The 24,692-nt window shown below is 44.9% G+C and carries 26 protein-coding genes; 15 read left to right on the forward strand and 11 right to left on the reverse strand.

The features are described 5' to 3' along the window. The first annotated feature begins 41 nt into the window (after positions 1 to 41). Positions 42 to 959: a methionyl-tRNA formyltransferase gene (fmt, locus tag MUY27_RS10310; protein WP_245129939.1), complete on the forward strand. Its 918-nt coding sequence runs from the start codon at positions 42 to 44 to the stop codon at positions 957 to 959. A gap of 874 nt (positions 960 to 1,833) precedes the next feature. Here the strand turns inward: fmt and MUY27_RS10315 are convergent. The 3 genes from MUY27_RS10315 to MUY27_RS10325 form a co-directional block, all read right to left on the reverse strand. Further along, entirely contained in the window at positions 1,834 to 2,526 is a 693-nt protein-coding gene (locus tag MUY27_RS10315; RefSeq protein WP_245129940.1) for a hypothetical protein, read from the reverse strand. Positions 2,527 to 2,604: 78 nt separating this feature from the next. Then, the gene (locus MUY27_RS10320; RefSeq protein ID WP_245129941.1) at positions 2,605 to 3,441 is read right to left on the reverse strand and encodes an aminotransferase class IV; all 837 of its coding nucleotides are present in this window, start codon (positions 3,439 to 3,441) and stop codon (positions 2,605 to 2,607) included. 18 nt (positions 3,442 to 3,459) lie between these two features. Next, positions 3,460 to 4,506 (reverse strand): RluA family pseudouridine synthase, encoded by a 1,047-nt coding sequence (locus tag MUY27_RS10325; RefSeq protein ID WP_245129942.1) that lies wholly within the window; start codon positions 4,504 to 4,506, stop codon positions 3,460 to 3,462. 115 nt (positions 4,507 to 4,621) lie between these two features. Here MUY27_RS10325 and MUY27_RS10330 point away from each other — a divergent pair, with 115 nt between their 5' ends. The 5 genes from MUY27_RS10330 to MUY27_RS10350 all read left to right on the forward strand — a co-directional run bounded on the left by MUY27_RS10330 (position 4,622) and on the right by MUY27_RS10350 (position 9,368). Further along, positions 4,622 to 5,692, forward strand: a complete 1,071-nt coding sequence (locus MUY27_RS10330) for a DUF6588 family protein (RefSeq protein ID WP_245129943.1) — start codon at positions 4,622 to 4,624, stop codon at positions 5,690 to 5,692. Positions 5,693 to 5,700: 8 nt separating this feature from the next. Continuing rightward, positions 5,701 to 6,591, forward strand: a complete 891-nt coding sequence (locus MUY27_RS10335) for a 1-aminocyclopropane-1-carboxylate deaminase/D-cysteine desulfhydrase (protein ID WP_245129944.1) — start codon at positions 5,701 to 5,703, stop codon at positions 6,589 to 6,591. A gap of 31 nt (positions 6,592 to 6,622) precedes the next feature. Further along, a complete protein-coding gene (locus MUY27_RS10340) occupies positions 6,623 to 7,213 on the forward strand; it encodes a hypothetical protein (RefSeq protein ID WP_245129945.1) in 591 nt (196 codons plus the stop codon). 200 nt (positions 7,214 to 7,413) lie between these two features. Continuing rightward, entirely contained in the window at positions 7,414 to 8,742 is a 1,329-nt protein-coding gene (gene lat / locus MUY27_RS10345) for an L-lysine 6-transaminase (protein ID WP_245129946.1), read from the forward strand. A gap of 185 nt (positions 8,743 to 8,927) precedes the next feature. Further along, positions 8,928 to 9,368: a hypothetical protein gene (locus MUY27_RS10350; RefSeq protein ID WP_245129947.1), complete on the forward strand. Its 441-nt coding sequence runs from the start codon at positions 8,928 to 8,930 to the stop codon at positions 9,366 to 9,368. Between the two features lie 32 nt (positions 9,369 to 9,400). On the opposite strand, the gene bshB1 is transcribed toward MUY27_RS10350, so the two are convergent. From bshB1 to MUY27_RS10365, 3 genes are read right to left on the reverse strand one after another with little or no spacing between them, the layout of a single operon-like run. After that, positions 9,401 to 10,123 carry a bacillithiol biosynthesis deacetylase BshB1 gene (bshB1, locus tag MUY27_RS10355; RefSeq protein ID WP_245129948.1) on the reverse strand — a complete coding sequence of 241 codons (723 nt, stop codon included), beginning with the start codon at positions 10,121 to 10,123 and terminating at the stop codon, positions 9,401 to 9,403. Positions 10,124 to 10,132: 9 nt separating this feature from the next. Next, positions 10,133 to 10,630 carry a glutathione peroxidase gene (locus MUY27_RS10360; RefSeq protein WP_245129949.1) on the reverse strand — a complete coding sequence of 166 codons (498 nt, stop codon included), beginning with the start codon at positions 10,628 to 10,630 and terminating at the stop codon, positions 10,133 to 10,135. Next, positions 10,630 to 11,241, reverse strand: coding sequence for a DUF4294 domain-containing protein (locus MUY27_RS10365; protein WP_245129950.1), 612 nt, complete (start codon positions 11,239 to 11,241; stop codon positions 10,630 to 10,632). The genes MUY27_RS10360 and MUY27_RS10365 overlap by 1 nt, the downstream gene beginning before the upstream one ends. Positions 11,242 to 11,340: 99 nt before the next feature. On the opposite strand from MUY27_RS10365, the gene MUY27_RS10370 reads away from it, so the two are divergent. After that, a complete protein-coding gene (locus tag MUY27_RS10370) occupies positions 11,341 to 13,566 on the forward strand; it encodes a RelA/SpoT family protein (protein WP_245129951.1) in 2,226 nt (741 codons plus the stop codon). A 55-nt stretch (positions 13,567 to 13,621) separates the two neighbouring features. On the opposite strand, the gene MUY27_RS10375 is transcribed toward MUY27_RS10370, so the two are convergent. After that, positions 13,622 to 14,449 (reverse strand): 2OG-Fe(II) oxygenase, encoded by an 828-nt coding sequence (locus MUY27_RS10375; RefSeq protein ID WP_245129952.1) that lies wholly within the window; start codon positions 14,447 to 14,449, stop codon positions 13,622 to 13,624. A gap of 161 nt (positions 14,450 to 14,610) precedes the next feature. Here MUY27_RS10375 and MUY27_RS10380 point away from each other — a divergent pair, with 161 nt between their 5' ends. From MUY27_RS10380 to MUY27_RS10405, 6 genes are all read left to right on the forward strand, one after another. Next, on the forward strand, positions 14,611 to 15,078 hold the full coding sequence (locus tag MUY27_RS10380; protein WP_245129953.1) for a Fur family transcriptional regulator: 468 nt from the start codon (positions 14,611 to 14,613) through the stop codon (positions 15,076 to 15,078). Positions 15,079 to 15,080: 2 nt separating this feature from the next. Further along, positions 15,081 to 15,374 (forward strand): DUF6922 domain-containing protein, encoded by a 294-nt coding sequence (locus MUY27_RS10385; protein ID WP_245129954.1) that lies wholly within the window; start codon positions 15,081 to 15,083, stop codon positions 15,372 to 15,374. Next, entirely contained in the window at positions 15,329 to 15,958 is a 630-nt protein-coding gene (locus MUY27_RS10390) for a nucleotidyl transferase AbiEii/AbiGii toxin family protein (RefSeq protein WP_245129955.1), read from the forward strand. The genes MUY27_RS10385 and MUY27_RS10390 overlap by 46 nt, the downstream gene beginning before the upstream one ends. Beyond that, the gene (locus MUY27_RS10395; protein WP_245129956.1) at positions 15,959 to 17,236 is read left to right on the forward strand and encodes an adenylosuccinate synthase; all 1,278 of its coding nucleotides are present in this window, start codon (positions 15,959 to 15,961) and stop codon (positions 17,234 to 17,236) included. It begins immediately after the preceding gene. Positions 17,237 to 17,373: 137 nt separating this feature from the next. Next, entirely contained in the window at positions 17,374 to 18,651 is a 1,278-nt protein-coding gene (locus MUY27_RS10400) for an anthranilate synthase component I family protein (protein WP_245129957.1), read from the forward strand. 48 nt (positions 18,652 to 18,699) lie between these two features. After that, on the forward strand, positions 18,700 to 19,386 hold the full coding sequence (locus MUY27_RS10405) for a GNAT family N-acetyltransferase (RefSeq protein WP_245129958.1): 687 nt from the start codon (positions 18,700 to 18,702) through the stop codon (positions 19,384 to 19,386). On the opposite strand, the gene MUY27_RS10410 is transcribed toward MUY27_RS10405, so the two are convergent. The 4 genes from MUY27_RS10410 to nadC are packed head-to-tail and all read right to left on the reverse strand — an operon-like array spanning position 19,383 to position 22,484. Next, positions 19,383 to 20,129, reverse strand: a complete 747-nt coding sequence (locus MUY27_RS10410) for a YqjF family protein (RefSeq protein ID WP_245129959.1) — start codon at positions 20,127 to 20,129, stop codon at positions 19,383 to 19,385. The genes MUY27_RS10405 and MUY27_RS10410 overlap by 4 nt on opposite strands. A gap of 2 nt (positions 20,130 to 20,131) precedes the next feature. Then, positions 20,132 to 20,938, reverse strand: coding sequence for a M48 family metallopeptidase (locus MUY27_RS10415; protein ID WP_245129960.1), 807 nt, complete (start codon positions 20,936 to 20,938; stop codon positions 20,132 to 20,134). A 1-nt stretch (position 20,939) separates the two neighbouring features. Next, the gene (gene plsY / locus MUY27_RS10420) at positions 20,940 to 21,590 is read right to left on the reverse strand and encodes a glycerol-3-phosphate 1-O-acyltransferase PlsY (RefSeq protein ID WP_245129961.1); all 651 of its coding nucleotides are present in this window, start codon (positions 21,588 to 21,590) and stop codon (positions 20,940 to 20,942) included. Between the two features lie 45 nt (positions 21,591 to 21,635). Continuing rightward, positions 21,636 to 22,484 (reverse strand): carboxylating nicotinate-nucleotide diphosphorylase, encoded by an 849-nt coding sequence (gene nadC / locus MUY27_RS10425; RefSeq protein WP_245129962.1) that lies wholly within the window; start codon positions 22,482 to 22,484, stop codon positions 21,636 to 21,638. Positions 22,485 to 22,631: 147 nt separating this feature from the next. Between nadC and gpmI the strand changes: the two genes are divergently transcribed. Further along, on the forward strand, positions 22,632 to 24,152 hold the full coding sequence (gene gpmI, locus MUY27_RS10430) for a 2,3-bisphosphoglycerate-independent phosphoglycerate mutase (RefSeq protein ID WP_245129963.1): 1,521 nt from the start codon (positions 22,632 to 22,634) through the stop codon (positions 24,150 to 24,152). After that, positions 24,139 to 24,684: a hypothetical protein gene (locus MUY27_RS10435; protein WP_245129964.1), complete on the forward strand. Its 546-nt coding sequence runs from the start codon at positions 24,139 to 24,141 to the stop codon at positions 24,682 to 24,684. Before gpmI ends, MUY27_RS10435 begins: the two co-directional genes overlap by 14 nt. Positions 24,685 to 24,692 lie beyond the last annotated feature (8 nt).

Consider the following 24,692-nt stretch of genomic DNA (forward strand, 5'->3'; position numbering starts at 1 on the left):
AACCATGAACGATTAACCATGAACATCTTACTTATTACAATATGAGAATTGTTTTTATGGGTACGCCCGAATTTGCCGTTGCTTCACTGGAGGCCTTGCTGGATGCCGGCTGCGATATTGTTGGAGTGGTAACCGCGCCGGATAAACCGGCGGGCCGCGGTCAGCAGCTTTCGGAGTCGGCCGTGAAAAAATTTGCCGTAGCCAATCATCTCAAAGTACTTCAGCCCGAAAAACTGAAAGACCCGCAATTTTTAGAAGAGCTAAAAGCGCTCAGAGCAGATCTCCAGGTGGTTGTGGCCTTCCGGATGCTGCCCGAAGCAGTTTGGAATATGCCGCCGCGCGGAACCATCAACCTGCATGCTTCTTTACTGCCGCAATACCGGGGTGCTGCACCTATCAACTGGGCCATTATCAATGGCGAAAAGGAAACCGGCGTCACTACCTTCTTTTTAAAACACGAGATAGATACCGGTAACATCCTGTTTACAGAGAAGATCACCCTGTTTGACGACTTTGATGCAGGCATTCTCCACGACAAGCTGATGAATAAAGGCGCGGGCCTGCTGGTAAAAACAGTAAAGGCTGTAGAAAGTGGCCGCTACACCGAACAACCGCAGGAGCATGTTGCCGAAGGTGTTCAACTGAAACATGCCCCTAAAATATTTAAAGACGATTGCCGTGTCGACTGGAATAAGCCGGTTGAGCAAGTGCATAACCTGGTGCGCGGTTTAAGCCCTTACCCTACCGCCTTTACTGAATTTAATGGCAAAACGCTAAAGATCTTTAAAGCCGAGAAAGAACTCGCCCAACCATCCGAAGCACCAGGCAGCTTTGCCAGCGACGGCAAAACGTATTTGAAAGTTGCCTGTACCGATGGCTACCTGAAGTTGTTAGACGTGCAATTGGAAGGTAAAAAACGTATGGGAGTCGAAGAGTTCTTACGCGGTGTAAGGCTGTAGATTACAGAAGCAAGAAACCAGAGACAAGAAGCGAGACCTTTTTTAATTCTGAAAGAAGTGAAAAAGTTATGTCGTTTCTGTCATCGCGAACTCCGAAAGGAGTGTGGCGATCTCGGTTTAGATAAGAAGAGATTGCCACGCTTCGCTCGCAAGGACAAATCCCTTATTTGGGCACACCCTGCGCTCATGCTTCGACAAGCATGACAAAGGCGGAATAAATCTATCACATCTGTCACCCTGAGCTTGTCGAAGGGTCTGTAGGCTTTTCAAAAAACGCCAGGTTGCGCCGCTCTCTGCGAAGAGAATAATAATGGGTTGTCATCGCGATCCATCGATTGAAGGAGTGGCGATCTCCTTCCTAAATCTATATTGAGATTGCCACGCTTCGCTCGCAAGGACAAATCCCTTATTTGGGCACACCTTGCGCTCATGCTTCGACAAGCATGACAAAGGCGGAAGAAATCTATCACACCTGTCACCCTGAGCTTGTCGAAGGGTCTGTAGACTTTTCAAAAAACGCCAGGTTGCGCCGCTTTCTGCGAAGAGAATAATAATGAGTTGTCATCGCGATCCGTCGATTGACGGAGTGGCGATCTCCTTCGTAAATCTATATTGAGATTGCCACGCTTCGCTTGCAAGGACGAATTCCTTATTTGGGAACATCCTACGCTCTTGCTTCGATATCCTCAGCATGACATCCTCATTATCTTTCTGGGCTAAGCGAAGCAAACTTAAACAGATAACGGAGAGTGTTGGTAACTGTTACCCATCTCCCCGACTGTGGCGAACGTGGCAGACGTGGTGAATGCGGCGAATGTGACTGAGGTGGCGAATGCGGCAGACCTGGCTAACTGGCTTTTGCCAGCCACCGATCTCACGCCGCGATATTTGGGCGATAAGTGTCCATCCTTACGGTAGTAGTTTCGTTTAAGCGGTAGATGAACAGGAAAATAACAGCTGTAGCAATTACACCGAAAGTATGCCACAAAAAGTGCGTGCCCATCGGTAGCGGTGCCCATTGGTCTGCCACACGGAAGAACAGCGCTACCATAAAAGCCAGCAACGCAAAGATGACTAATGAAAGGTTCCGCCCGCGGATCTTTACCAACAGCATGCTTAACGGCAATAAGATCATCAGCACCATTACGCCATAACTTAAACTGGTCAATATCTGCGGATCGGCATTCGCTAAAAGTACTCTCAACCCGCCTTCCGCAGCCACAAATACAATCAGAGCCGCGATACCATAAGCCCAGTTGCCCAATACCCGCATCCAGAAATAAACGCTGGCCATCAGGCATAAGAGCGCGATCGGGAGCCAGTCCATCATGATAAAAACCGGCCATCTGCGTAGCCCATGATAGATGGTGCCACCGATACATCCTACCAGCAGCAGCCATGCGGCTATACTTAAAAATTGATGTTGCCTGCTGAAACCTTTCAATTTAATAATCCAGTAAAGTGCCGGTATCAGAAATAAAGCAGAAGTGACCATGTTCCAGGGTTCGGGGAACAGGTGCGCCAGGTTAGTCTCGGTGTAGATCAGTCCGTGGTCAGGGGGCAGCATAATCAGTGATTCGTTTATTTGTTCATTCGTTCATTAGTCATTGATTCTAATTTACAAGTGAACCAGTGAACAAATGAACTATAGCTTATTCAGCTCTTCCGTCAACGCACGACTGAGGTTATTGAAATACCGTTTTACACCATAACCCATTACCCACTGTATCCCCCTGGCGGCATTGGTTAAGAAAACCTCGTCGGCTTCGTACAAAATGTGCGGATTTATCTGCGCTTCGGTAACCGGTATGTCCTGCTTCAGTGCCAGATCAATCACCACTTTACGCATAATTCCGTCCACACACCCTTCACTTAACGCGGGCGTATAAAGATGGTTTTGATACCACACAAAAATATTCGAACTAATGGCCTCGCACAAAAAACCGTTCTGGTTCAGCAGAAATGCGTCGTCCAGTTTATTTTGTTCCTTATATATCCCCGCCATTACGTAGGTGAGCGAATTGCAGGTTTTAAAATTTGAAAGATAATTTAGCGGCTTCGGCACTTCAGTAAAAATATCCATGATCAGCCCCTTGTTATTCATCTCATAATGCCAGTTTTCGGTGGGCTGAATTTCCATGCAATAGCCCATCTTATTCTGCGTGGGCGCATATAAGCCTTCGGCATCGCGGTAGACCGTCAGGCGGATACGGCCATTCCTAATCTTATTGCGAGTAGCGAGGTCTGCCGATTTTTCTTTCAAAAACCAATCGTCCAGTTGCGAATATCCTTCAATCTTCAGCCCCTTCATTCCGTTCTGCAAACGTTCGGCATGAAGGTCGGGAAATTTCAACTGGCCCTTCACCAGCCGCATACTTTCAAAAAGGCCATCGCCGTATTTAAAAGCACGGTTACCGGTGGTCAGCACCGGTGCATCCGCAGGCAGATATTGGCCGTTATAATTGATAAAAAGGGGATTCATAGATAAAGGCTAAACGATCTATGAGGCATTTTGATCTGCCGTAGCAGCAATATATTTTCGCCACTTGTTTAAAACCCCTTCAAAGTCTTGTGGCAGAGGGGCTTCAAAGTGCAGCTTTTTTTTCGTTGCAGGGTGAACAAAGCCCAGCGTTTGCGCATGCAGCGCTTGCCGCGGCATTAATTCGAAACAATTCTCTACAAACTGCTTGTACTTGCCAAATACGGTACCTTTTAAAATACGGTCGCCGCCGTAAGCTGCATCGCTAAACAACGGGTGACCAATGTGCTTCAAGTGCGCGCGGATCTGGTGTGTACGGCCGGTTTCCAGTTGGCACTCAATCAGTGTGACATAGCCAAAACGCTCCAGCACTTTATAGTGGGTGACTGACCATTTACCTTTTTCAGGATCGTCATAAACAGACATCACCCTGCGGTCAGCTGCGCTTCGCCCGATATAACCCGTAATGGTGCCGTCGGTCTCCAGGTCGCCCCAAACCAACGCTAGATATTTTCGCGTAATGGTATGCTCGTAGAACTGCCGCGCCAGGTAAGTGATACTCCGCTCGTTCTTGCTGATCAATAATAAACCCGAGGTATCCTTATCAATTCGGTGTACCAGCCCCGGCCTGCCGTCATTCCCCGGCATGGTAGGCAGTTGTTGAAAGTGATACACTAACCCGTTTACCAACGTTCCTGTATAATTATTATAACCAGGGTGCACTACCAGTCCTGCCGGTTTATTAATCACCAGCAGATCATCATCTTCATAAACAATATCCAGAGGGATATTCTCAGGGTAAACCTCGGTATCTCGGGGCGGATGCGGTAAAACTACCGAAATCACGTCACCGGGCTTTACCCTGTAACTGGACTTGATCACCTTCTGGTTAACCAGTACATTACCCAGTTCAATAGCGTTCTGGATACGGTTACGCGTAGCATTCTCAATACGGTTCATCAGGAATTTATCGACACGAAGCAACGACTGCCCTTTGTCTACCACAATCCTGAAATGCTCATAAAGATCTTGTTCTTCTGGTTCGTACGCGTCTGTTTCTACTGACATTTACCGCAAAAATACCGTTTTTTAACCTTATTGGTAATTGTAAAAAACTTGGTACATTTAAGCAGGAAAAAATTTAATTACTCGTGCGTTAAAAAAAGCACCCATTTTGCCCGTTATGAATAAATTTTACTATGCCTTGTTTGCAGCCCTTGGCTTTTCCGTGTTAACAGCAAAAGCACAAAGCGGCTTTGACCAACTGATAAAATCAAGCCCTGCTGACGCGACCAAACTGATTGATGCCTACGCTGAGCCATTATTTAAGGGCATTGGTTACGGCCTCAATAGCGGCTGGACCAATACCGCCAAAGCGAAAGGGCTTGCCCGTTTTGATCTGCGGATAACTGCCAGTATGGCTTTCGCACCGGATAAGGATAAAAGCTTCGACGTAACTAAGATCGGATTGTCTAATCACCTGCGCCCGGCCAGTGCGTCAAACACCATTTCGCCTACTTTTGCCGGAAGCAAAAACGACGGGCCGGTAATGAATATTTATGACGATAATGGTAACAAAGTAGGCAGCTACACCATGCCCGGCGGCCAGCTCTCCTTTGTACCTACGCCACAATTACAATTAACGGCAGGTATTATCAAAAATACCGACCTTACCTTAAGGGCGATACCTAAAGTTAAACCGAGCGAAGATGTTGGGTCTGTATCCATGATCGGTTTTGGTTTTAAACATAACATTATGCGCGATTTTGTGGGCAAACGTGCAGAAAGGCTTATCCCGTTTGACTTAGCCGTATTATTTGGCTATACCCACCTTAACTATGAAAAATCGTTAAATGTACGACCAGAAAGCGGTGCCATCCCATCAAGTGCGGGGCAGTCAAGTGATTTCAGCAACCAGTTCATCAGAGGCCATGTGAACAGCTGGATGGCTGGGGCCATCCTGTCTAAACAACTGGCTGTATTTACACCATTTGTTTCAGTAGCCTACAATTCATCCAAAACAGATGTGGGGCTTATTGGCAACTACCCTATTACCACCAGCGTTAGCGTGGGTAACTTTAGCCAGAAGTTTTACACGACCTATAAAGACCCGGTAACGATCAACAAAAAGAATGTAAACAATGTCCGTGCAGATATTGGTTTTCAGTTAAACCTGGCCTTCTTCAGGATATTTGCTTCTTACGGACTTGCAGAGTACAAAACCGTGAACGGCGGTATTGGATTTGGCATTTAATTCAGCTAATGCAATTTGACTTTCCTATTTTCAGCCCCGTTGAACAGATCAACCCCGAGTTGTTTGAACAAAAGGGGCTGAAACTTTTTATTAAGCGCGATGATCTGATCCATCCGCTTATTTCGGGCAACAAGTGGCGTAAACTAAAGTATACGCTTCTTAAGGCGCAATCGCTCGGCAAAAACCATCTGGTTACTTTTGGCGGCGCATATTCTAACCATCTTTTAGCCACGGCAGCGGCTGCATCAAAATTCGGGCTTAAAGCAATCGGATTTGTTCGCGGGGAAGCGGTAGATAACGATACCTTGTTTCTTTGCCGTTTGCACGGCATGCGTTTGATTTTTACCGACCGGGAGCAGTACCGTCACAAAGAATTATTGTTCGAGCAACACTTCGGTAATGATAATGACGCGTTTTTCGTCAATGAAGGCGGCGCTTCTATAGAGGGTGCGCAAGGTTGTGCCGAATTGGTGCAGGAATTACCAATGGTGTACGATCATCTTTTCTGCGCCTGCGGTACAGGTACTACTGCAGCGGGTATACTGAACGGGCTTTCGCAACATCACCTATCTACACGCTTACATGCCGTGCCTGTTTTGAAGAATGGCGAATTCATTGGCGAGGAAATCCAAAAATTCAGCAACGGGAACCAAAACTTCAACCTGCATGCCGACTATCATTTTGGTGGTTATGCCAAAACTACTCCCGAACTGATCAGCTTTGTAAAAGAATTTACCACGGCAACCGGTATCCTGATCGAACCTGTATATACCGGCAAAATGCTGTATGCTATTTTTGACCTCGCCAGTCAAGATTACTTTGCTGCAGGCACTAACATCCTGGCTATTCATACAGGCGGCATTTTTGGATTGCTGGGGATGAAAGAAAAATTCCGTTAGTTTATTATCTTTAAACCAAACCTATCCTGCAATGACAGTAAAGGAAGCATTAATCGGATTTTATAAATTCAACCAGTTAAATCTGACGGCCGACCTTGAATCTCATTGTGTACGGGTGTATATCGGCTGCCTGTTAGCCCCTGTCCCGAATATCGATGCCAGAAAGAAATACCTGAAATTCCACGACATGCACCATATCATGGCAGGTTACGGTATTGATCGCGTCGGCGAAAGCGAAATCAGTGCCTGGGAACTTGGGTCGCGCAGTTGCAGAAAACCCATTATTTCCGTTATGAACCTGTTCGCGCTTTCCACAGGTTTTATTTTAAATCCGCGCGGCGTAACCGCAGCTTTTCACAGAGGATGCAGGAGCAAAAACCTGTATTATATGGCCGATAGCATGAGCGAGGCAGAAATTGATCACCTTGATATGGAAGCGGTAAAGGCTTCGCATTTAGAGATCTACCCAAGGGTTGCCAATAAATGGTTAAGAGATACCGAGTTTGCAGGTTACATTTTCATCTCCATGTTTCTGCATGTGGGAATGCTGGTTGCCGGAAAGCTTTTATTAATTGCGGAGTCGGTAAAAAACAAATTGACCAAAACACCCGCAAAAACTTAATCGGCCTTCCTTTAAGCCGAAATTTTCGCTTTTATTCAAAAACGGAATACGTAAATCAGATAAACCAAACCGGGTTCGGGTACAAAAAGTAACTTTAAATTGTTTAAACATACTTTTTAGGCAATCAGTATAAAAAGCTTCTTTTTGGCTTGTTTTGCCCGTTTTTAGTAAATTTGGGTAAACCAATTATTATACCTACCATGCCGATTACACCACAGAATGTTCAAGACATTTTAAGTAAACACATCCTGACAGACGGTTTCGATCTTACCTTTGATATGGAACGCAGCCAGGGGGTTTACATCTACGACTCGAAGCACAACCGCACCCTGCTGGATTTTTTTACCTGCTTTGCCTCTGTTCCTTTGGGGTATAACCACCCAGGTATGGTTACTGACGAAACTTTCAAGAAAAACCTGTTACTGGCCGCCCTGACCAACCCTTCTAATTCTGACATCTATACTGAACAATACGCTCAGTTTTTGGAAGTTTTTGACCGTGTCGGTATTCCGGATTATCTGCCCCATGCCTTTTTTATCTCTGGCGGCGGGCTTGCCATAGAAAATGCACTAAAAACCGCAATGGACTGGAAAGTGCAGAAAAACTTTGCCCGCGGCTATACTTCCGAAAAAGGCTTTAAGGTGCTGCACTTTGAAAAGGCCTTTCATGGCCGCACCGGGTATACGCTTAGCTTAACCAATACCAAACCGGTAAAAACCAAATGGTTTGCCAAGTTCGACTGGCCACGGGTAAGCACGCCTTGGATCGACTTTGACAGGTTGAAAACCGATCCGGAAGAGCTTTACCGCCGCGAAGCGCAGAGCATTGCCGAGATAAAAAAAGCTTTCCAGGAAAATAAAGACGATATCTGCGCCATTATTATTGAACCTATCCAGGCTGAAGGCGGCGACAACCACATCCGTAAAGAATTTGCAGAGCAATTGCGCATCCTTGCAGATGAAAATGAAGCCCTGCTGATCTATGACGAAGTACAAACCGGCGTCGGACTCACCGGAAAATTCTGGTGCCACGAACATTTTGGTGAAAATGCGCGGCCGGACATCCTGGCCTTTGGCAAAAAAATGCAGGTTTGCGGTATCCTGGCAGGCAAAAGAATTGAAGAAAACCCCGAAAATGTATTTACCGTACCCAGCCGTATCAATTCTACCTGGGGAGGTAACCTGGCAGATATGGTCCGCTCTGCTAAAATACTCGAAATTATAGCCGAAGACCGCCTATGCGATAATGCCGCAGAAACCGGTAGCTACCTGCAACAAAAATTAAATGAGCTTGCACACAATTTTCATGCAATAACCAACGTTAGAGGAGCGGGCTTACTGACCGCATTTGATTTTCCAGATGGTGCTATTCGTGACAACTTCATTAACGAAGGCATGAAACGCAATACGATGTTTCTTGGCTGCGGCGAAAAAAGCATTCGTTTCAGGCCCGCATTAATTATGGATAAAACACATATAGACGAAGGAATAAACGTGATAGAGCAAGTGTTACCAGAATTATCAATGTAATAATATTGCTACCGTTGTCATATTAGCCCCAATTTTTTTCCGGTTTTATCCACTTAGGTACTATACTTGCAGCCTTTCCTTAAAGTATTAAAAATTAAGTATTACTTATTTAATACTAAAATATATCAAAGTGAGTTAAAACTTTAGATCTACTTATTTATCTATCTACAGGGGTACTATTAATAATGAGCAAACACACAGAAAAATTAAAAAAACAGCTACTCGAAATTTCAGAGGTAGTAAATTCATTTCAATCAGAAGCAGTACAATTGCGTATTGTAGACAAATTACTGGATACAATGCTTGACGGCGACAAAAGCGAGGGTGACGTTTTTGAACATTTAAACAAAAGAGCATCCCGTTTTGAGGGACAAGATGACACCTTAGTAGCGCCAAAGAAAAAACAGGGTGCCACTAAAGTTTTATATCAACTATTGGCAAGCGACTTTTTTAACGAGCCGCGCACGATATCTGCCATTGCCGATTATTGTAAAGAGCAATTCGATTCAGATTTCAAGACATCAGAACTATCGGGCATTTTATTAAAACTGGCTAATGAGAACAAACTAATACGCCAGCGCAGCCAGGATAATAACCGCTTCGAGTACCTGAAGCCGCAACAATAAAAAGTAGAAGCCCCATTTTTTTGGGGCTTTTCTTATTTAAGATCGAACAGGCTATTCACCCCCAACAACTTCCTGCTGGTAAAGCCCTCTGCATATTTTACGCCGATGCTTTTACCCAATTCCAGCGAGCGGGCTTCTACAACCTTAATAAATTCCGGCGTGGAAATATACGTCTGCGGTTCGTTCTCCCAGTTAGGGTTATGAAACTGCGAACCAAAGGCATAAATACTCTCAATTTTCTTATCCCAAAAGGCGGTTACATCCACCAGGATGTCTGGTTGGATATAGGTATCCTGTATATAATGTAATACCAATTTAGGTCGCCACTCCTGCTGGGGCTGTCCATCGTAGAAAGTTTCAATTTTTCTGAGGCCAGACAAAAAAGAGGCATCATCTGCCAACGCACCTGCACGGCCATGGTCCGGATGGCGGTCATGGTAAGCATTCACCAGCAAAATGTCCGGCTGGTATTTCCTGATCGCCCTGATCAGTTTAAGCTGATACTCTTTATTATTCTCGAAGAAACCATCCGGGAAGCCGAGGTTCTCACGTACGGTTAAACCCAGTATTTCCGCTGATTTAGCCGCTTCCTGCGCGCGTATTTCTGCCGAACCGCGGGTACCCAATTCGCCGCGGGTAAGATCCACAATGCCCACTTTATAACCAAGGTGGATATGTTTCAGTATGGTTCCTGCACAACCCAGTTCAGCATCGTCAGGGTGAACAGAAATAACCAGGATATCTAATTTTGCCATTATTATATCTTACTGTTCTAAAAGTTGGTTTATCTTTTTTCGTATCCTGGACGAATCCGGCCGGGTGAAAGGGTAAAAAAAGTCGACCACCCTGCCCTGCTTGTCAATCAAATACTTGTGGAAGTTCCATCGCGGGGGCTGGTTGGTGCGCCCATTACGTTTCTTATCGGCCAGGAAGCGGTAAAGCGGGTGTGTATAAGTGCCGCGTACACGCACTTTATCAAACACCGGGAAGTTGGTATCAAAACGCGTACAAAAACTTACCAGGCCGTGGCCGTCAAGCGGTTCCTGGTTGCCAAAATCATTGGATGGAAACGCCAGGATCTCGAAATCCTTGCCGGCAAATTGCTTCTTTAATTCAACCAGGTTATTCATCTGTGGCGTAAAGCCGCATTGCGAAGCCGTGTTCACAATCAGCAATACTTTACCGCGGTAATGCTCCAGATTTAGTTGTGCCCCGTTTAACTGTGGAACGTTAAACTGGTAGATATTCTCTTCATCATTCATTAATACAAAGATGCAGTATATCCTGCCTGATGTAAAATAGCTTCGATATCATGTTCTGTCGCCGCATCGTAATTTTCTTTCAGGTTATGCCCGAATATACGCGCCACGGACTGATACATAAAGGCGTGGAAGCCCCCTTTAAGGTCTTTAGCTAAAGAGAAGGTGGTATTACCGGTTTCGCGGCTGATGAGCTTGATCAGCACCTCGCCCTGGGAGATGGTCAGGTTTTTAATTTCCCGGTTAAAAAGATCTTTGATCTGCGTTTCACAAGCGTTGATCAGTTCCTTCTGCTTGTGCTTATCACCGGTAAGTGCCAGGTCGCGCTGCAATTGCTGGTACCGCTGGGCTGCAAAGCGGGCATAAGGCAATACCTTCATTACGTTATATTTCAAACGCATATACGCCATACGGTCTGCATCGCTCTTAAAAATGCGCGTATCCACAATCTGAACTTCGGGGGTTACAATCCACGGGATCAGCTCGCCCTGGTACTCGGTAAGATATGTCTTTATGGTATCATTTTTGCCCAGCTTAGGCCGCGGAAGGCTGCTCTGTGCCTGTACAGCCAGTGTCAACCCGCTCAAGAATAGCAAAAACGTAAAAAATTTCATATATTTACTTAGATACAAAATTAACGGATTTTTTCCTTGATTTTTGCAATCAACTCATAATTAATTTTTTTTATAGCCAAATAAAGTAGATAAGCGAATATGAAGGAATTGGTGATAGATCTGGAAGCAGAGAAGAATGAAATCCTGAAAAGATACCGCGCTCTTCTACGTGCCTGTAAACCTACGCTTCAGAAGGGCGATAAACGCCTGATCCGCCAGGCCTTTGACCTTGCGTTGGAAAGCCACAAAAACATGCGGCGCAAATCTGGCGAGCCTTATATCTACCACCCTATTGCCGTGGCACAGATTGCTGCTGAAGAAATAGGACTGGGAACCACTTCTATTGTATGCGCATTGCTGCATGATGTGGTGGAGGATACCGATGTTACGCTGGAAGACATTGAACGCGAGTTTGGTAAAAAGGTAGCCAAGATCATCGACGGGCTGACCAAGATATCCGGCGTGTTTGATACGAACAGCTCGCTGCAGGCAGAGAACTTCCGGAAAATGCTGCTTACCCTTGCTGATGACGTGAGGGTGATCCTGATTAAGCTGGCAGACCGCTTGCATAACATGCGCACCATGGAGTTTATGCCGCGGGATAAACAGCTGAAGCTATCGTCGGAAACGGTATACCTGTATGCCCCACTGGCCCACCGCCTGGGTTTATACGCTATCAAGTCTGAACTGGAAGACCTTTCTATGAAATACATGGAAAGCGAAACCTACCAGTTCATTAAGAATAAACTGAACGAAAAAAAGGCAGAGCGCGAAAAGTTCATCCGCGATTTTATTGACCCGATCACTAAAATACTGGAAGGCCAGGGCTTGCACGCCGAAGTATTTGGACGGCCGAAATCCATACACTCCATCTGGAACAAGATGAAAAAAAAGGGCATCCCCTTTGAAGAAGTGTATGACCTTTTTGCCATCCGGATTATCCTTGACAGCAAGCCCGAGAACGAGAAATCTGAATGCTGGAAAGCCTATTCTATCGTTACAGACCTGTACCGCCCCAACCCCGACAGGTTGCGCGACTGGATATCATCGCCTAAAGTAAACGGCTATGAATCTTTACACACTACTGTAATGGGCCCGCGCGGTCAATGGGTAGAAATACAGATCCGTACCAAACGCATGAACGAGATTGCCGAAAAAGGTTTTGCGGCGCACTGGAAATATAAAGAGTCCAGCTCTGATAACGGCCTTGATCAATGGATCCAAAAGGTACGCGATATGCTGCGCAACCCGGACTCCAACGCACTTGACTTCCTGGACGATTTCAAGATGAACCTCTTCTCTGACGAGATTTTCATCTTCACGCCAAAAGGTGCATTGCTACAGCTACCGCTTGGTGCTACCGCGCTCGACTTTGCCTTTGAAATCCACACCGATGTGGGCGCTACCTGTATTGGCGCCAAAGTGAACCACAAGCTGGTGCCATTGAGCTACAAACTGCAAAACGGCGACCAGGTAGAGATCATCACCTCGAGCAAACAGACACCAAAAGAAGATTGGCTGAATTTTGTAATCACGGCAAAGGCCAAAGCCAAGATCAAGTCTGCGCTTAAGGAAGAAAAACGCAAGATTGCCGAAGATGGCAAGGAAATACTGGAGCGGAAGCTAAAATCGCTGAAGATCACTTATAACTCGGAGAATATCCATAAGCTTAGTTATTTCTTTAAGCTCTCTTCAACGCAAGACCTTTTCTATAATGTGGCGAAAGGACTGATTGACATGAAGGACCTGAAAGAATATCAGGCGTCTGAAAAGTCGATCGAAAACAAGCCGCAGGAAAAGATTGAGCAGGAACAGATCCAGAACCTGCTCAAGAGCATCAAGACCAAAGACAGCGATATCCTGCTGATTGGCGAGGATATGCAGAAGATCGACTATAAACTGGCGAACTGCTGTAATCCTATTCCAGGCGATGATGTGTTTGGATTTATCACCATTAATGATGGTATAAAAATCCACCGCACCAATTGTCCTAACGCCACCAAGCTGATGTCAAACTACGGCTACCGGGTGGTAAAAGCGCGATGGACCAACCAGCACGAATTAGCCTTCTTAACAGGGCTGCGTATTACTGGAATCGACGACGTGGGACTGATAAATAAACTGACTACCGTTATCTCGACAGACTTTAAAGTAAACATCCGCTCAATCACCGTAGATAGTGATAACGGTATTTTCGAAGGTTCGATAATGGTTTACGTGAACGACCGCGAACACCTGGACAACTTGATCAAACGGTTAAAAACGGTGAAGGGCGTTACAGATGTATCGCGTTTTGATTCTGCACCCGCAGAAAAAGTATCCTGATATTTAAACAAAAAGGTGGACGCTCTTACATCCACCTTTTTACTGTTTATTCTTATTAGTTTCGTTTATTCAGCAGCTTCTTGCCAACTTTCCAGATAATAGGCGGTACCAAATCTGATATAATTTCCTTCGCTGTAACAGGTTCTTTCACAATCTCTTGCTTGCCGGCCCTGTCTTTAAACAAGGTTGCATGTGGCTTACTGGTGATTTCGCTTTTTGGCCTTCCGTTAGAATAGTAGTACAACGCTAATGATTTACGGCTTCTATCGGGCGGGCAAGTAAGCGGATCTGGGTGCCCGTGGTAAGAAAAATCGGTAGTAGAAAAAATGGCCACCCGGTTAAAAATGGGTAGAATTTTCTTGTGCGATTTGGTCATGTCTTTATCCCACAATTCGAAATGGCCGCCGTAGCTTTCATCCCAATCTTTATTCAGGTACACCAGTAGATTTATCCTTCTGTCCAGCCACATCATTTCATGCTTATTAAAGTCGGCATGGATTTTCAATAAGCCACCCGGTTTAATTTCGTGATAACCGCCGCCAACAAAATAAGGGTCGGGGATCAGTGTTTCTTTTATCCCGGTTAATTCCTGTAGAAATTCAAGAACAGGCTGCGAGTTCAGGAAATGTGCGAAGATCTTTGTTGTTTCGCTAAAATGCTTTTCGCCCTTCGCTTCCAGCTTTTTCTCATTGGCGTTATCGTAGGCTTTTACATCATCCTTTTTTGAAAGATCCGGAAAATCCTCAACAACTTTTGAAAGCAGTTCTTCATCAAAAAAGTTATCAAATACAATATGCGGGAACGGGTCGCCGCTCAGGTATTCCTCTCTTTTATCTATACCCAGTTGCTTAAGATCTTTTATACGCGAATGGAGAAAATTCATAGCTAAATGTGTTATCGGTTCCGAATCTAACCATATTTTTTCAAAAGGGTAAGCCGGTACAGTGCTTTGTCATATTTAAGGTACAGGCACAGACATTACAACCTTGCTTTTATAACTTATTCAATCATTATTCCTAACTTTGACTTTGCTAAAAATTAACTATGCCTCAGCAGGATACCATTACCATGGTAAAAAAGATTTTCGAGGCCTATCTCGAAAATAAGAATCTCCGGAAAACTCCTGAGCGTTTTGCCATACTCGAAGAAATTTATTCAAGAAATGATCATTTTGATGTGGAGTCGCTGTATATCCACATGAAAAACAAGAAATATCGCGTAAGCCGCGCCACGGTTTATAACACATTGGAGCTGCTGGTTTCGTGCGACCTGGTGACCAAGCACCAGTTTGGTAAAAACATGGCGCAGTTCGAGAAATCGTACGGGTACAAACAACACGATCATATCATCTGCATTGATTGCGGAAAGGTGGTAGAATTCTGCGACCCGCGCATCCAACAAATTCAAACTATGATGGGCGATATCCTGAAGTTTGACATCCGCCACCACTCCCTGAATCTTTATGGCAATTGTGCTAAATTAAAAGAGGGCTTTTGCGATAGAAAAGTGTAAGCATGGATAAACCACAATTAAGCAAACAGGCATTTTGGGATGTCGATATGGATAAGATCGACTATGAAAAGCATGCGCGCTTTGTGGTAGAGAAAGTGATTGATCGCGGATCGTTTGAAGATTTCATTGCGATAAAGACGTTTTACGGAAACGAAAGAATCAAACACGAAATTGTTAACGCAAATTGGATTGGTGATAAAGAAATTTATTTTTGCTGCGCCATTTTTAATCTTAAACCTACTGACTTTAAATGCTATATAAAGAAACAGTTGAACCCGCAACTCTGGGTTTACTGAAAGATTTAATGTCAATACCTGAACTGGAACAATTCAGGCTGGTTGGTGGTACAGCGCTATCTTTGTTATTAGGCCATCGCGCTTCTATAGACTTGGATCTTTTTACCGATAGGCCTTTTAACCGGGAAGTAATAATTGATGCCCTTGCAGAGAAATTCTCCTCGCTTTCAATTCAGGAATTTAAAAGTTCTAGATTATTTTTCACAACAATTAATAACGTAAAAGTAGACTTTGTGTGTACTTTTGAGAAGTTTATTAATAACTATGATATCACCGAAGGGATTCGGTTTGCTGCTTTGGATGATATAATCGCTTTAAAATTGAACGCAATTGCAGGAAGAGGCGCTAAAAAGGATTTTTGGGATTTGAATGAATTGTTAAATCACTATTCATTTGACCAGATGCTCTCTTCTTATCAGCAAAAATACCCCAATAATTCTTCAATGATGGTGTTAAAGTCGGCTACCTATTTTATTGATGCAGACTTACAACCTGATCCAATCTGCTTTAAAAAACTCGGTTGGGATACAATAAAGAAAAAGATAACTAAAGAAGTCAATCTATATATTAATACAAAAAGATAAATGGCAGTTGATGTTTTATTAGGCCTTCAATGGGGCGACGAAGGTAAAGGAAAGATCGTTGACGTTTTAAGCGCAGAATACGATCTGATCGCCCGCTTTCAGGGCGGCCCGAACGCCGGCCACACCCTTGAATTTGACGGCAAAAAATTTGTACTGAATACCATCCCTTCAGGTATATTTTTCGATAACACCCTTAACCTGATCGGTAATGGTGTGGTGATAGACCCGATCACGCTAAAAAAAGAGCTGGACAAACTGAAAGATGCCGGCCATGATTTACTGGCAAAAAAGAACTTACAGATTGCCAAGAAAGCTCACCTGATTTTGCCTACGCACCAGTTACTGGACGCCGCGAATGAAAAGAAAATGGGAGATGGTAAAATTGGTTCTACCTTAAAAGGTATCGGCCCTACTTATATGGATAAAACAGGCCGTAATGGCCTGCGCATCGGCGATATTACCTTGCCCGATTTTAAAGAGCGTTACCAGAAGCTGGTAGAAAAGCATAAATCTATGTTACAATCGCTGTATGGCGAAGTGGTCGATTTCAGCGAGCGCGAACAAGCTTTCTTTGAAGCCTTAGACCTGATCAAACAGTTCCCGCTGGTAGATTCAGAGCATTTGGTGAACAGCTACCTGCAACAAGGTAAAAAGGTATTGGCAGAAGGTGCACAAGGCGCCATGCTGGATATCGATTTCGGTTCTTATCCGTTTGTTACCTCATCTAACACTACTGCTGCCGGTGCTTGTACCGGTTTGGGTATCGCACCGCGCCAAATTGGTGAGGTGATCGGAATTTTCAAAGCCTACTGTACCCGTGTTGGTGGTGGCCCCTTCCCTACCGAACTGGAAAATGAAACCGGTGAAGAGTTGCGTCGTATCGGCCATGAATTTGGTGCCACTACCGGTCGCCCGCGCCGTACCGGCTGGATTGATTTACCCGCTCTGAAATATGCGATTATGCTAAATGGCGTTACCCAATTGGTGATGACCAAGGCTGACGTATTAAGTGGCTTTGAGAAAATCTATGCCTGCACTAAATACAACTATAACGGCGAAGTGATTGATTACATGCCGTATGATATCTGCAGCATTAAACCAGAGCCTATATTGGAAGAAATTGACGGCTGGAATGAAGACCTGACGGGTATTACTGAAGTAAACCAAATCCCGGCAAAACTTGGCTCTTATATTCAATTCCTGGAAGCACAATTAGGTGTACCGGTGAAATATTTATCTGTAGGCCCCGACAGGAAGCAAACCCTGGTACTTCAATAATTTATTAGCCATCCGTCATTGCGATTCGCTGCAAGCGAAGAAGCAATCCCAACTAAAAGAGATTGCTTCGTTCCTCGCAATGACGGCTTTGATTATATTACAGGCTCCTTTTTCGGAGCCTTTATTATTTTTACCCAGTGACTTTTCATCCCGACGATATTAAAGCATTTAAGCAAAAAGCGTTGCAGTGGGCCGCTTCTTTTGATGTTTGCTGTTGCCTGGACTCGAACGGTTTTAATGACCAATATTCGGCATTTGACTTTTTAATAGCAGCAGGGGTTAAGGCGGAAGCAGTTGCACAAGCGGGTGATGCTTTTGAAGCCCTGGCAGATTTCAGAAAAATACATAATGGGTGGATAACAGGCTTTTTCGGCTACGATTTGAAGAACGAAACCGAAGCGCTCACTTCCGATAATGAAGATCACCTGGAATTTCCAGATCTGTATTTTTTTGAACCCAAGCACCTGATCAAAATTAAAGGTGATACTGTTTCAATTGAATCACCAGCCGCGGAACAAATTTTTGCTGCGATAGAACAGTCTACACTACATGCTCCTTCAATTCCGGCGCCACTCGATATTAAATCAAGATTTTCTAAACAGGATTACATCGCATCTGTCAACCGGATCAAAGAACATATCACTCGCGGAGATATTTACGTTACTAACTTTTGCCAGGAGTTTTACGCCGAGGATGTCAGCATAGATGCTTTGGGCACTTACAACCGTCTGAATGAAATTTCACCTAATCCTTTCGCCAGCTTTTTTAAATATCATCACCAATACATCCTTTGCGCCTCACCAGAACGCTTTTTAGCAAAACGAGGAGATAAATTGATCTCGCAACCCATTAAAGGTACGGCGCGCCGGGAACATGATCAGGAGAAGGATGCCCAGATTAAACAGCAACTTCGCGACAGCATCAAAGAGCAACAAGAGAATGTGATGATTGTAGACCTGGTACGGAATGATCTGACGAAATCAGCCGTAGCCGGAACCGTTAAAGTAGACGAGTTGTTTGGTTTATATACCTTCCGGCAGGTGCATCAGATGATCTCCACCGTCAGTTGCATCTTAAATCTAGAAGTATCGCCTGTTGAAGCCATCAAAAATACCTTCCCTATGGGTAGCATGACGGGCGCACCAAAGGTAAGCGCAATGCAATTGATGGAGAACTTCGAACGCAGTAAACGCGGTGTTTATTCCGGGGCAATCGGATACTTCGACGATAAAGATCACTTCGATTTTAATGTGGTGATCCGCTCGATTATCTACAACGCTCAAAATAAATATCTGTCTTTCCAGGCGGGCAGTGCTATCACTTTTGATGCCGATGCAGGGCTGGAATATGAAGAATGCCTGCTAAAATTAAAAGCTATCCTACAGGTACTTAATGCCTCTATAATCCCTGAGTAAAAGATTCTGGTCATTTTCTTAATTAATATCCCAACATTTGCGGTTATCATGGAACATGTTTTAGATAATCCTGCCTGGAACGCCCTCATTTCAACGAACAGCACATTAGCTGACGGCTTCGGCGCTATTCGTTACTTTGATAAAGCGGTATCGCCGTTTGTGGGGATGGAGGTAAACAATGAGGAAAACTTCCGTAAGCTATATGAAGCGGTACCCCATGAGGGGCCGTTTTTGTTTATGTCTGTAACAGAAACCGAAATACCATCTTTCTGGAGCGCAAAAGGCTTTGTTGTCGGCTGGCAAATGGTTTATGAAGGATCAGCAGATTTGGAGAAAAACTTTAACAGTCTGACCTTGCTGAATGAATTGCACGTACCGCAAATGCTGGAGCTAACAAAGCTGACCAATCCAGGGCCTTTTAACGAGCGAACTATCAATTTTGGAAATTACTACGGTGTTTTGGTGAATGATACGCTGGCAGCTATGGCCGGTCAACGTTTACAGCCATTTGATTATACAGAGATCAGTGCCGTATGCACCCATCCGGATCACCTAGGAAACGGGTATGCTACGCAACTGCTAACCCATCAGATCCAGCTGATCACCCAAGTAGGAAAAACCCCATTTCTACATGTAAGAAATGATAACCAAAGAGCAATTGATGTTTATCAGCGGTTGGGCTTTACCATCAGAAAACCGGCTTACTTCTACGTACTGGTAAAGGACAAACTTTAATCCGCCGGCAGTAAGGGTGCAGCCAGGATTTTACCAGCTACTCTTACTGCCACATCCGAACCTTTGGCGAAAAAGGCAGAATGCGGCTCGCGGCCGAGGAAGGGGACAAAGTCTTTTCCGTACAACCCGGCAATGTCCGCATCAAAAACAGGTTCAGTTACAGCCGCCACTTTCCAGGCTTCATGCTCTACCTGGTATTCCAGCGTTTTAGTACCATGGATGCGATTGTACCCCCAGTAATGTTCGAATATGAATTCTTCGGCGCTGCCTGCCCTGATGGGTTCAAAAGCATTGTTTACCGTAGCGCCTAAGCGGTTCCATTTGCCTTTATACTTCCACTCGTACAAATAGCGCGTATGATCATTATCAACAGCAGTTACACTATGGCGCATGGGCAGTGCCTTGTAATGCTCGTTATAAAGGTTATTGGCTACAAGCGGGATAACTGCCTTAGGCACTAACTCACTTACAAAAACAGCCCCTCGTTTCCACTCCTTGCCATCAAAGTGCTTCACATAAAACCGCAGGTTCACCTCTTCGAAGTTGACATGCCACGGCCATTTGATGCCCATAACTTTGGTGTTCATGAACATGAAACCCACCATACTTACCAGCGCCTTACCTTCCCACAAGTCCAGCACGGTATAGGCAGGAAGATAAGGCTTTAGCACATCCGGATCTACTTCGTAATTCAGCATCAGCAAGTCCCGCCATTCAGCGGTCAGGAAACGAAGCTTTGCCACGATTACTTACGGTAATATTTCATCGCTTCCGGAATGTATTTTTGGATATCTGCTATACGGGTTGCGTCAGAAGGGTGCGTGCTTAATATTTCCGGCGTTTGGCTTTTACCTTCAGAAGCGGCGGCCATGCGCTGCCAAAACGCTACCGCTTGGTGCGGATCATAACCGGCCATCGCCATAAAAGTTAACCCTAAACGATCTGCTTCAGATTCCTGGCTTCGCGAATAATGCAATAGCGCCAGGCTACCGCCGATACCATAAGCCTGATTGATGATTCCCACCGTTGCGGATGAAGAGTTATTAGCCGCCACGCCAATGGCTGCACCAACACCCTGCGTTACATACTGCTGCGAGATCCGCTCGGCAGAGTGTTTGGCTATCGCATGGCCAATCTCGTGCCCCAATACGGTTGCAAGGCCCGCATCATCTTTAGTATATGGTAATATGCCGGTATATACGGCTACTTTACCACCTGGCATACACCAAGCGTTAATTTCATTGCTTTGGATAAGGCTAAACTGCCAGTCAAAGTTGTACTGATTGGCATAGCCGTTCTGCTGTAAATAATTTTGTATCGCACGTGCCAATTGGCTGCCTACGCGCTGCACGCGCTGCGCATCTGCCGTACTTGCGATTACTTTGGTTTTAGGATCCGTTAATAGCTGACGGTAACTGGTGGCCGCCGACTGGTTGATCTCGGCATCGCTTACTACATTTAATTGTTTGCGGCCTGTTAATGGCACGGTTGAGCATGAGCAGGTAAAAACAGTTGCTACTGCAATTACGCCAAGGTTGAATTTCTTTAACATGTTAAACTACTGCTTTCTTTTTGAATAAATTTACTTTCGATTCTTTACCCTTAAGCAGCCGTTCTATGTTCTTCTGATGTGTGACTAAAATAAGCACGCATATACACATGCCATATATGATAACCGATTTAATATAGACAGGAAAAATAAAAGTGACCGCTATAGGATACATAAAGCCCGCTGCAATTGAGCTAAGCGATACATATCTGGTTATCAATAGCACGATAATAAATATCAGGACACATAGTAGTGCTGCTTGCAAGTGAATAGCCAAAACCATTCCAAACAAACTCGCAATGCCTTTCCCCCCCCTGAAACCTGCAAAAATTGGGAACAGGTGCCCCATTACGGCAGTAATGCCCAGGGCCAGTTCGTAGTTTACAAAAGCGATAGAGTGATAGTTCCCTGTTGTAGAAACGCCTATAAAATAAGCCAGGTTTGTTGCTGTAAATCCTTTCAGGATATCGATCAGCATTACCGGGATACCCGCCTTTTTCCCTAATACACGGAAGGTATTGGTGGCACCGGCATTACCGCTGCCATACTCGCGGATGTCAATGCCGTAAAAAGCCTGACCTATCCACACGGCGGTAGGGATAGAACCAAATAAATAAGCAAGAATGAGCGCTGAAATTGAATATACAGATATCATTTCACCACAATATTACTCAAAAGATAATACAACTCCCATCTCCCTTTATTCTTTCACGGCCTTCAGGCTCAGGTCCAAACTTTTAACCGAATGTGTCAACGCACCAACAGATATATAATCAACGCCACACTTTGCATATTCGGCAATGTTACCGAGATGAATACCGCCTGATGCTTCTGTAACAAACCGGCCTGCGTTAAGTTCTACGGCCTGTTTTAATGTTTCCGGCGAAAAATTATCGAGCAGTATCCGGTCTACCCCGCCTACTTCTATCACCTCGCGCAATTCATCCAGGTTACGAACCTCAATCTCTATCTGTAACTGCTTCTGGTAATCTTTCAGGTATTGGTGAGCATTACGGATCGCATTGGTAATACCACCCGAGTAATCCACATGGTTGTCCTTGATCAGGATCATATCATACAAACCAAAGCGATGGTTTACGCCGCCACCAATTTTCACTGCCCATTTTTCAAGGTAGCGCATTAAAGGCGTCGTTTTTCGGGTATCTAATACTTTGGTATTTGTGCCTTTCAGCAGTTCAACGATCTCGTGCGTACGTGTAGCCACACCACTCATCCGTTGCATACAATTAAGTACCAGGCGCTCGGCTTTTAGAATGCTATGTACACTGCCTTCAACATTCAGGATCACATCACCAGGTTTAATAGCAGCCCCATCATGAATTGCCACGTCTACTTTCAACTGCGGATCAACGGCTTCAAAGATCAACAGGGCTAATTCCACACCGGCAACAATACCGGTATCTTTCACCAGCAAACGGGCTTTTCCTGTTGTCCCGGCAGGAATAGTAGATAACGAGGTATGGTCACCATCGCCAACATCTTCGGCCAGCGCGGCCGTTATAAATTGTTGTAAAAGTTCTTTATCCAATTATCGGTCAGATTAAAGGCCAAAAATAGTTATTTACATTAATACAGTTATAAAATTGAAAAGTTAGTAACGCGAATCATTTCTTTCGGCAGGCCCAATTTTTCAGGCTGATTAAACATTCCCGCGGCAATAGATTATATTTGCGCCGTGGAAAACAAAAAACTTGCCTTACTGATCCTTGATGGCTGGGGTTATGGCCGTCACGATAAATCTAACGCCATTTACATGGCTAACACCCCTTTCTTTGATCGCCTGCTGGCAGCATATCCGAACGGAAAGCTGGAAGCATCCGGAATGGCCGTAGGTTTGCCGGAAGGCCAGATGGGTAACTCGGAAGTTGGCCACATGAATTTAGGTGCAGGCAGGGTGGTTTACCAGGAATTAGGCCGTATCCACAAAGCAGTTGATGACCACGAATTGCCTGAAAATGCAGTGATCAAAAGCGCGTTTGAGTACGCCAAACAAAATAACAAAGATGTTCACTTCATCGGCCTGGTATCAGACGGTGGCGTCCATTCACATATCAAACACCTGAAAGGCCTTTGCGATGCTGCCAGCGAGTACCACTTGCCGCAGGTTTACATCCATGCCTTTTTAGACGGACGCGATACAGACCCAAATTCCGGCGTGGGTTATATTACCGACCTGGAAGATTACATCGCTGATACAAACGTTAAATTAGCTTCAGCCATTGGCCGTTATTATGCGATGGACCGCGATAACCGCTGGGAGCGCGTAAAGCTTGCCTATGACTTATTGGTTAACGGCGAGGGTAAGACTGCTTCAAGCATCATCAGTGCCATTCAGGAATCTTATGCCGAGGGGGTGACAGACGAGTTTGTGAAGCCTATTGTTAAAACAGACGAGAATGGTTCGCCATTAGCCGTAATTAAAGAAGGCGATGTGGTATTGTGTTTCAACTTCCGTACAGACCGCGGCCGGGAAATTACGCTGGCTTTAACTCAGAAACCATTCCCTGAGTATAACATGCACCCGCTGGATCTGCGTTACATCACCATGACCACTTATGACGAAACCTTTAAAGGCGTGCAGGTGGTGTTCACCAAAGATGATCTGACGCAAACCATCGGCGAAGTATTAGAAAAAGCAGGCAAAAACCAGATCCGGATTGCCGAGACGGAGAAATATCCGCACGTGACCTTCTTCTTCTCCGGCGGCCGCGAAAAAGAGTTCGAGAACGAAAAACGTATCCTGATCCCATCGCCAAAAGTAGCCACTTATGATCTGCAGCCAGAAATGAGCGCAGAAGGTATCCGCGATGCCATTATCCCTGAACTGGAAAAAGGCTGGGCTGATTTTATTTGCCTTAACTTTGCCAATACAGATATGGTTGGCCATACCGGTGTTTTTGAAGCGGTGATAAAAGCAGCAGAAACGGTAGACCAATGTACCCAGGCTGTTGTAGAAACCGGTTTAAAAAATGGTTATTCATTCATCATCATTGCAGACCACGGTAATGCCGACTATATGGTGAACGAAGATGGCTCGCCAAATACGGCCCATACCACCAACCTGGTGCCTTGTATCATTATAGACAAAGATGTACACCAGGTGAAAGACGGTAAACTGGGCGACATTGCACCGACAGTATTAAATATTCTGGGTGTGGCTATCCCGCCTGAAATGACCGGAAATGTATTGGTATAAAAATACCGGCAGAGGCTTTGCCCTCTGCCTTCTTATTTTATTTGGACTCACCAACTGTCGCCCTGAGCTAAAAGAACGCAAAGGCGACTTCAAATTCTTCGACCTGAAGGGTTTCGTCCGTACAGATTCTGCTCGGTTGGCCAGCCAAAACCCTACGGTAGCAAAAACGGTATCACACAATGGTGAAGCAGAAACTAAAGCGGTTAAAATTGCCAATTGGGGGCAGGAACTCAGCCTCTTTTCAGGTTCAGATATCAACAAACCCTCCTGGCGGCAAAGTTACAAAGCCAGTCAGAACGGCAACACCATTACTTACACTGCCCTGGTCTCTAATCTGAAAACCAGGCAGATCATTATTCAAAAAAGCGGCGACAATGTAAAATCTTTACAGATCTACAACCACACTAAAAACCTGCTTTACGAAACTTCAGAAAAACTGTTTTATTACCCGGATTCGCTCTATCGGATCGATAAAACGCAGCATGTTTTATTCCTTGGCGAAAACCGCTATATCATCACCGGAAAATTCTAAAAAGTATT

Source organism: Mucilaginibacter straminoryzae (assembly GCF_022953055.1).
Classification (GTDB): Bacteria; Bacteroidota; Bacteroidia; order Sphingobacteriales; family Sphingobacteriaceae; genus Mucilaginibacter; species Mucilaginibacter straminoryzae.

What these genes read in the sequence shown, in the direction of transcription:
- MUY27_RS10415 (WP_245129960.1), bottom strand. Translation starts at nt 20,938, where the DNA reads ATGTTAAAGAAATTCAACCTTGGCGTAATTGCAGTAGCAACTGTTTTT.
- MUY27_RS10320 (WP_245129941.1), bottom strand. Translation starts at nt 3,441, where the DNA reads ATGAATCCCCTTTTTATCAATTATAACGGCCAATATCTGCCTGCGGAT.
- MUY27_RS10325 (WP_245129942.1), bottom strand. Translation starts at nt 4,506, where the DNA reads ATGTCAGTAGAAACAGACGCGTACGAACCAGAAGAACAAGATCTTTAT.
- MUY27_RS10365 (WP_245129950.1), bottom strand. Translation starts at nt 11,241, where the DNA reads ATGAAATTTTTTACGTTTTTGCTATTCTTGAGCGGGTTGACACTGGCT.
- fmt (WP_245129939.1), top strand. Translation starts at nt 42, where the DNA reads ATGAGAATTGTTTTTATGGGTACGCCCGAATTTGCCGTTGCTTCACTG.
- MUY27_RS10380 (WP_245129953.1), top strand. Translation starts at nt 14,611, where the DNA reads ATGCCTCAGCAGGATACCATTACCATGGTAAAAAAGATTTTCGAGGCC.
- MUY27_RS10385 (WP_245129954.1), top strand. Translation starts at nt 15,081, where the DNA reads ATGGATAAACCACAATTAAGCAAACAGGCATTTTGGGATGTCGATATG.
- MUY27_RS10335 (WP_245129944.1), top strand. Translation starts at nt 5,701, where the DNA reads ATGCAATTTGACTTTCCTATTTTCAGCCCCGTTGAACAGATCAACCCC.
- MUY27_RS10340 (WP_245129945.1), top strand. Translation starts at nt 6,623, where the DNA reads ATGACAGTAAAGGAAGCATTAATCGGATTTTATAAATTCAACCAGTTA.
- MUY27_RS10360 (WP_245129949.1), bottom strand. Translation starts at nt 10,630, where the DNA reads ATGAATGATGAAGAGAATATCTACCAGTTTAACGTTCCACAGTTAAAC.
- MUY27_RS10390 (WP_245129955.1), top strand. Translation starts at nt 15,329, where the DNA reads ATGCTATATAAAGAAACAGTTGAACCCGCAACTCTGGGTTTACTGAAA.
- MUY27_RS10330 (WP_245129943.1), top strand. Translation starts at nt 4,622, where the DNA reads ATGAATAAATTTTACTATGCCTTGTTTGCAGCCCTTGGCTTTTCCGTG.
- lat (WP_245129946.1), top strand. Translation starts at nt 7,414, where the DNA reads ATGCCGATTACACCACAGAATGTTCAAGACATTTTAAGTAAACACATC.
- MUY27_RS10370 (WP_245129951.1), top strand. Translation starts at nt 11,341, where the DNA reads ATGAAGGAATTGGTGATAGATCTGGAAGCAGAGAAGAATGAAATCCTG.
- MUY27_RS10350 (WP_245129947.1), top strand. Translation starts at nt 8,928, where the DNA reads ATGAGCAAACACACAGAAAAATTAAAAAAACAGCTACTCGAAATTTCA.
- MUY27_RS10315 (WP_245129940.1), bottom strand. Translation starts at nt 2,526, where the DNA reads ATGCTGCCCCCTGACCACGGACTGATCTACACCGAGACTAACCTGGCG.
- MUY27_RS10405 (WP_245129958.1), top strand. Translation starts at nt 18,700, where the DNA reads ATGGAACATGTTTTAGATAATCCTGCCTGGAACGCCCTCATTTCAACG.
- plsY (WP_245129961.1), bottom strand. Translation starts at nt 21,590, where the DNA reads ATGATATCTGTATATTCAATTTCAGCGCTCATTCTTGCTTATTTATTT.
- bshB1 (WP_245129948.1), bottom strand. Translation starts at nt 10,123, where the DNA reads ATGGCAAAATTAGATATCCTGGTTATTTCTGTTCACCCTGACGATGCT.
- MUY27_RS10435 (WP_245129964.1), top strand. Translation starts at nt 24,139, where the DNA reads ATGTATTGGTATAAAAATACCGGCAGAGGCTTTGCCCTCTGCCTTCTT.
- MUY27_RS10375 (WP_245129952.1), bottom strand. Translation starts at nt 14,449, where the DNA reads ATGAATTTTCTCCATTCGCGTATAAAAGATCTTAAGCAACTGGGTATA.
- MUY27_RS10395 (WP_245129956.1), top strand. Translation starts at nt 15,959, where the DNA reads ATGGCAGTTGATGTTTTATTAGGCCTTCAATGGGGCGACGAAGGTAAA.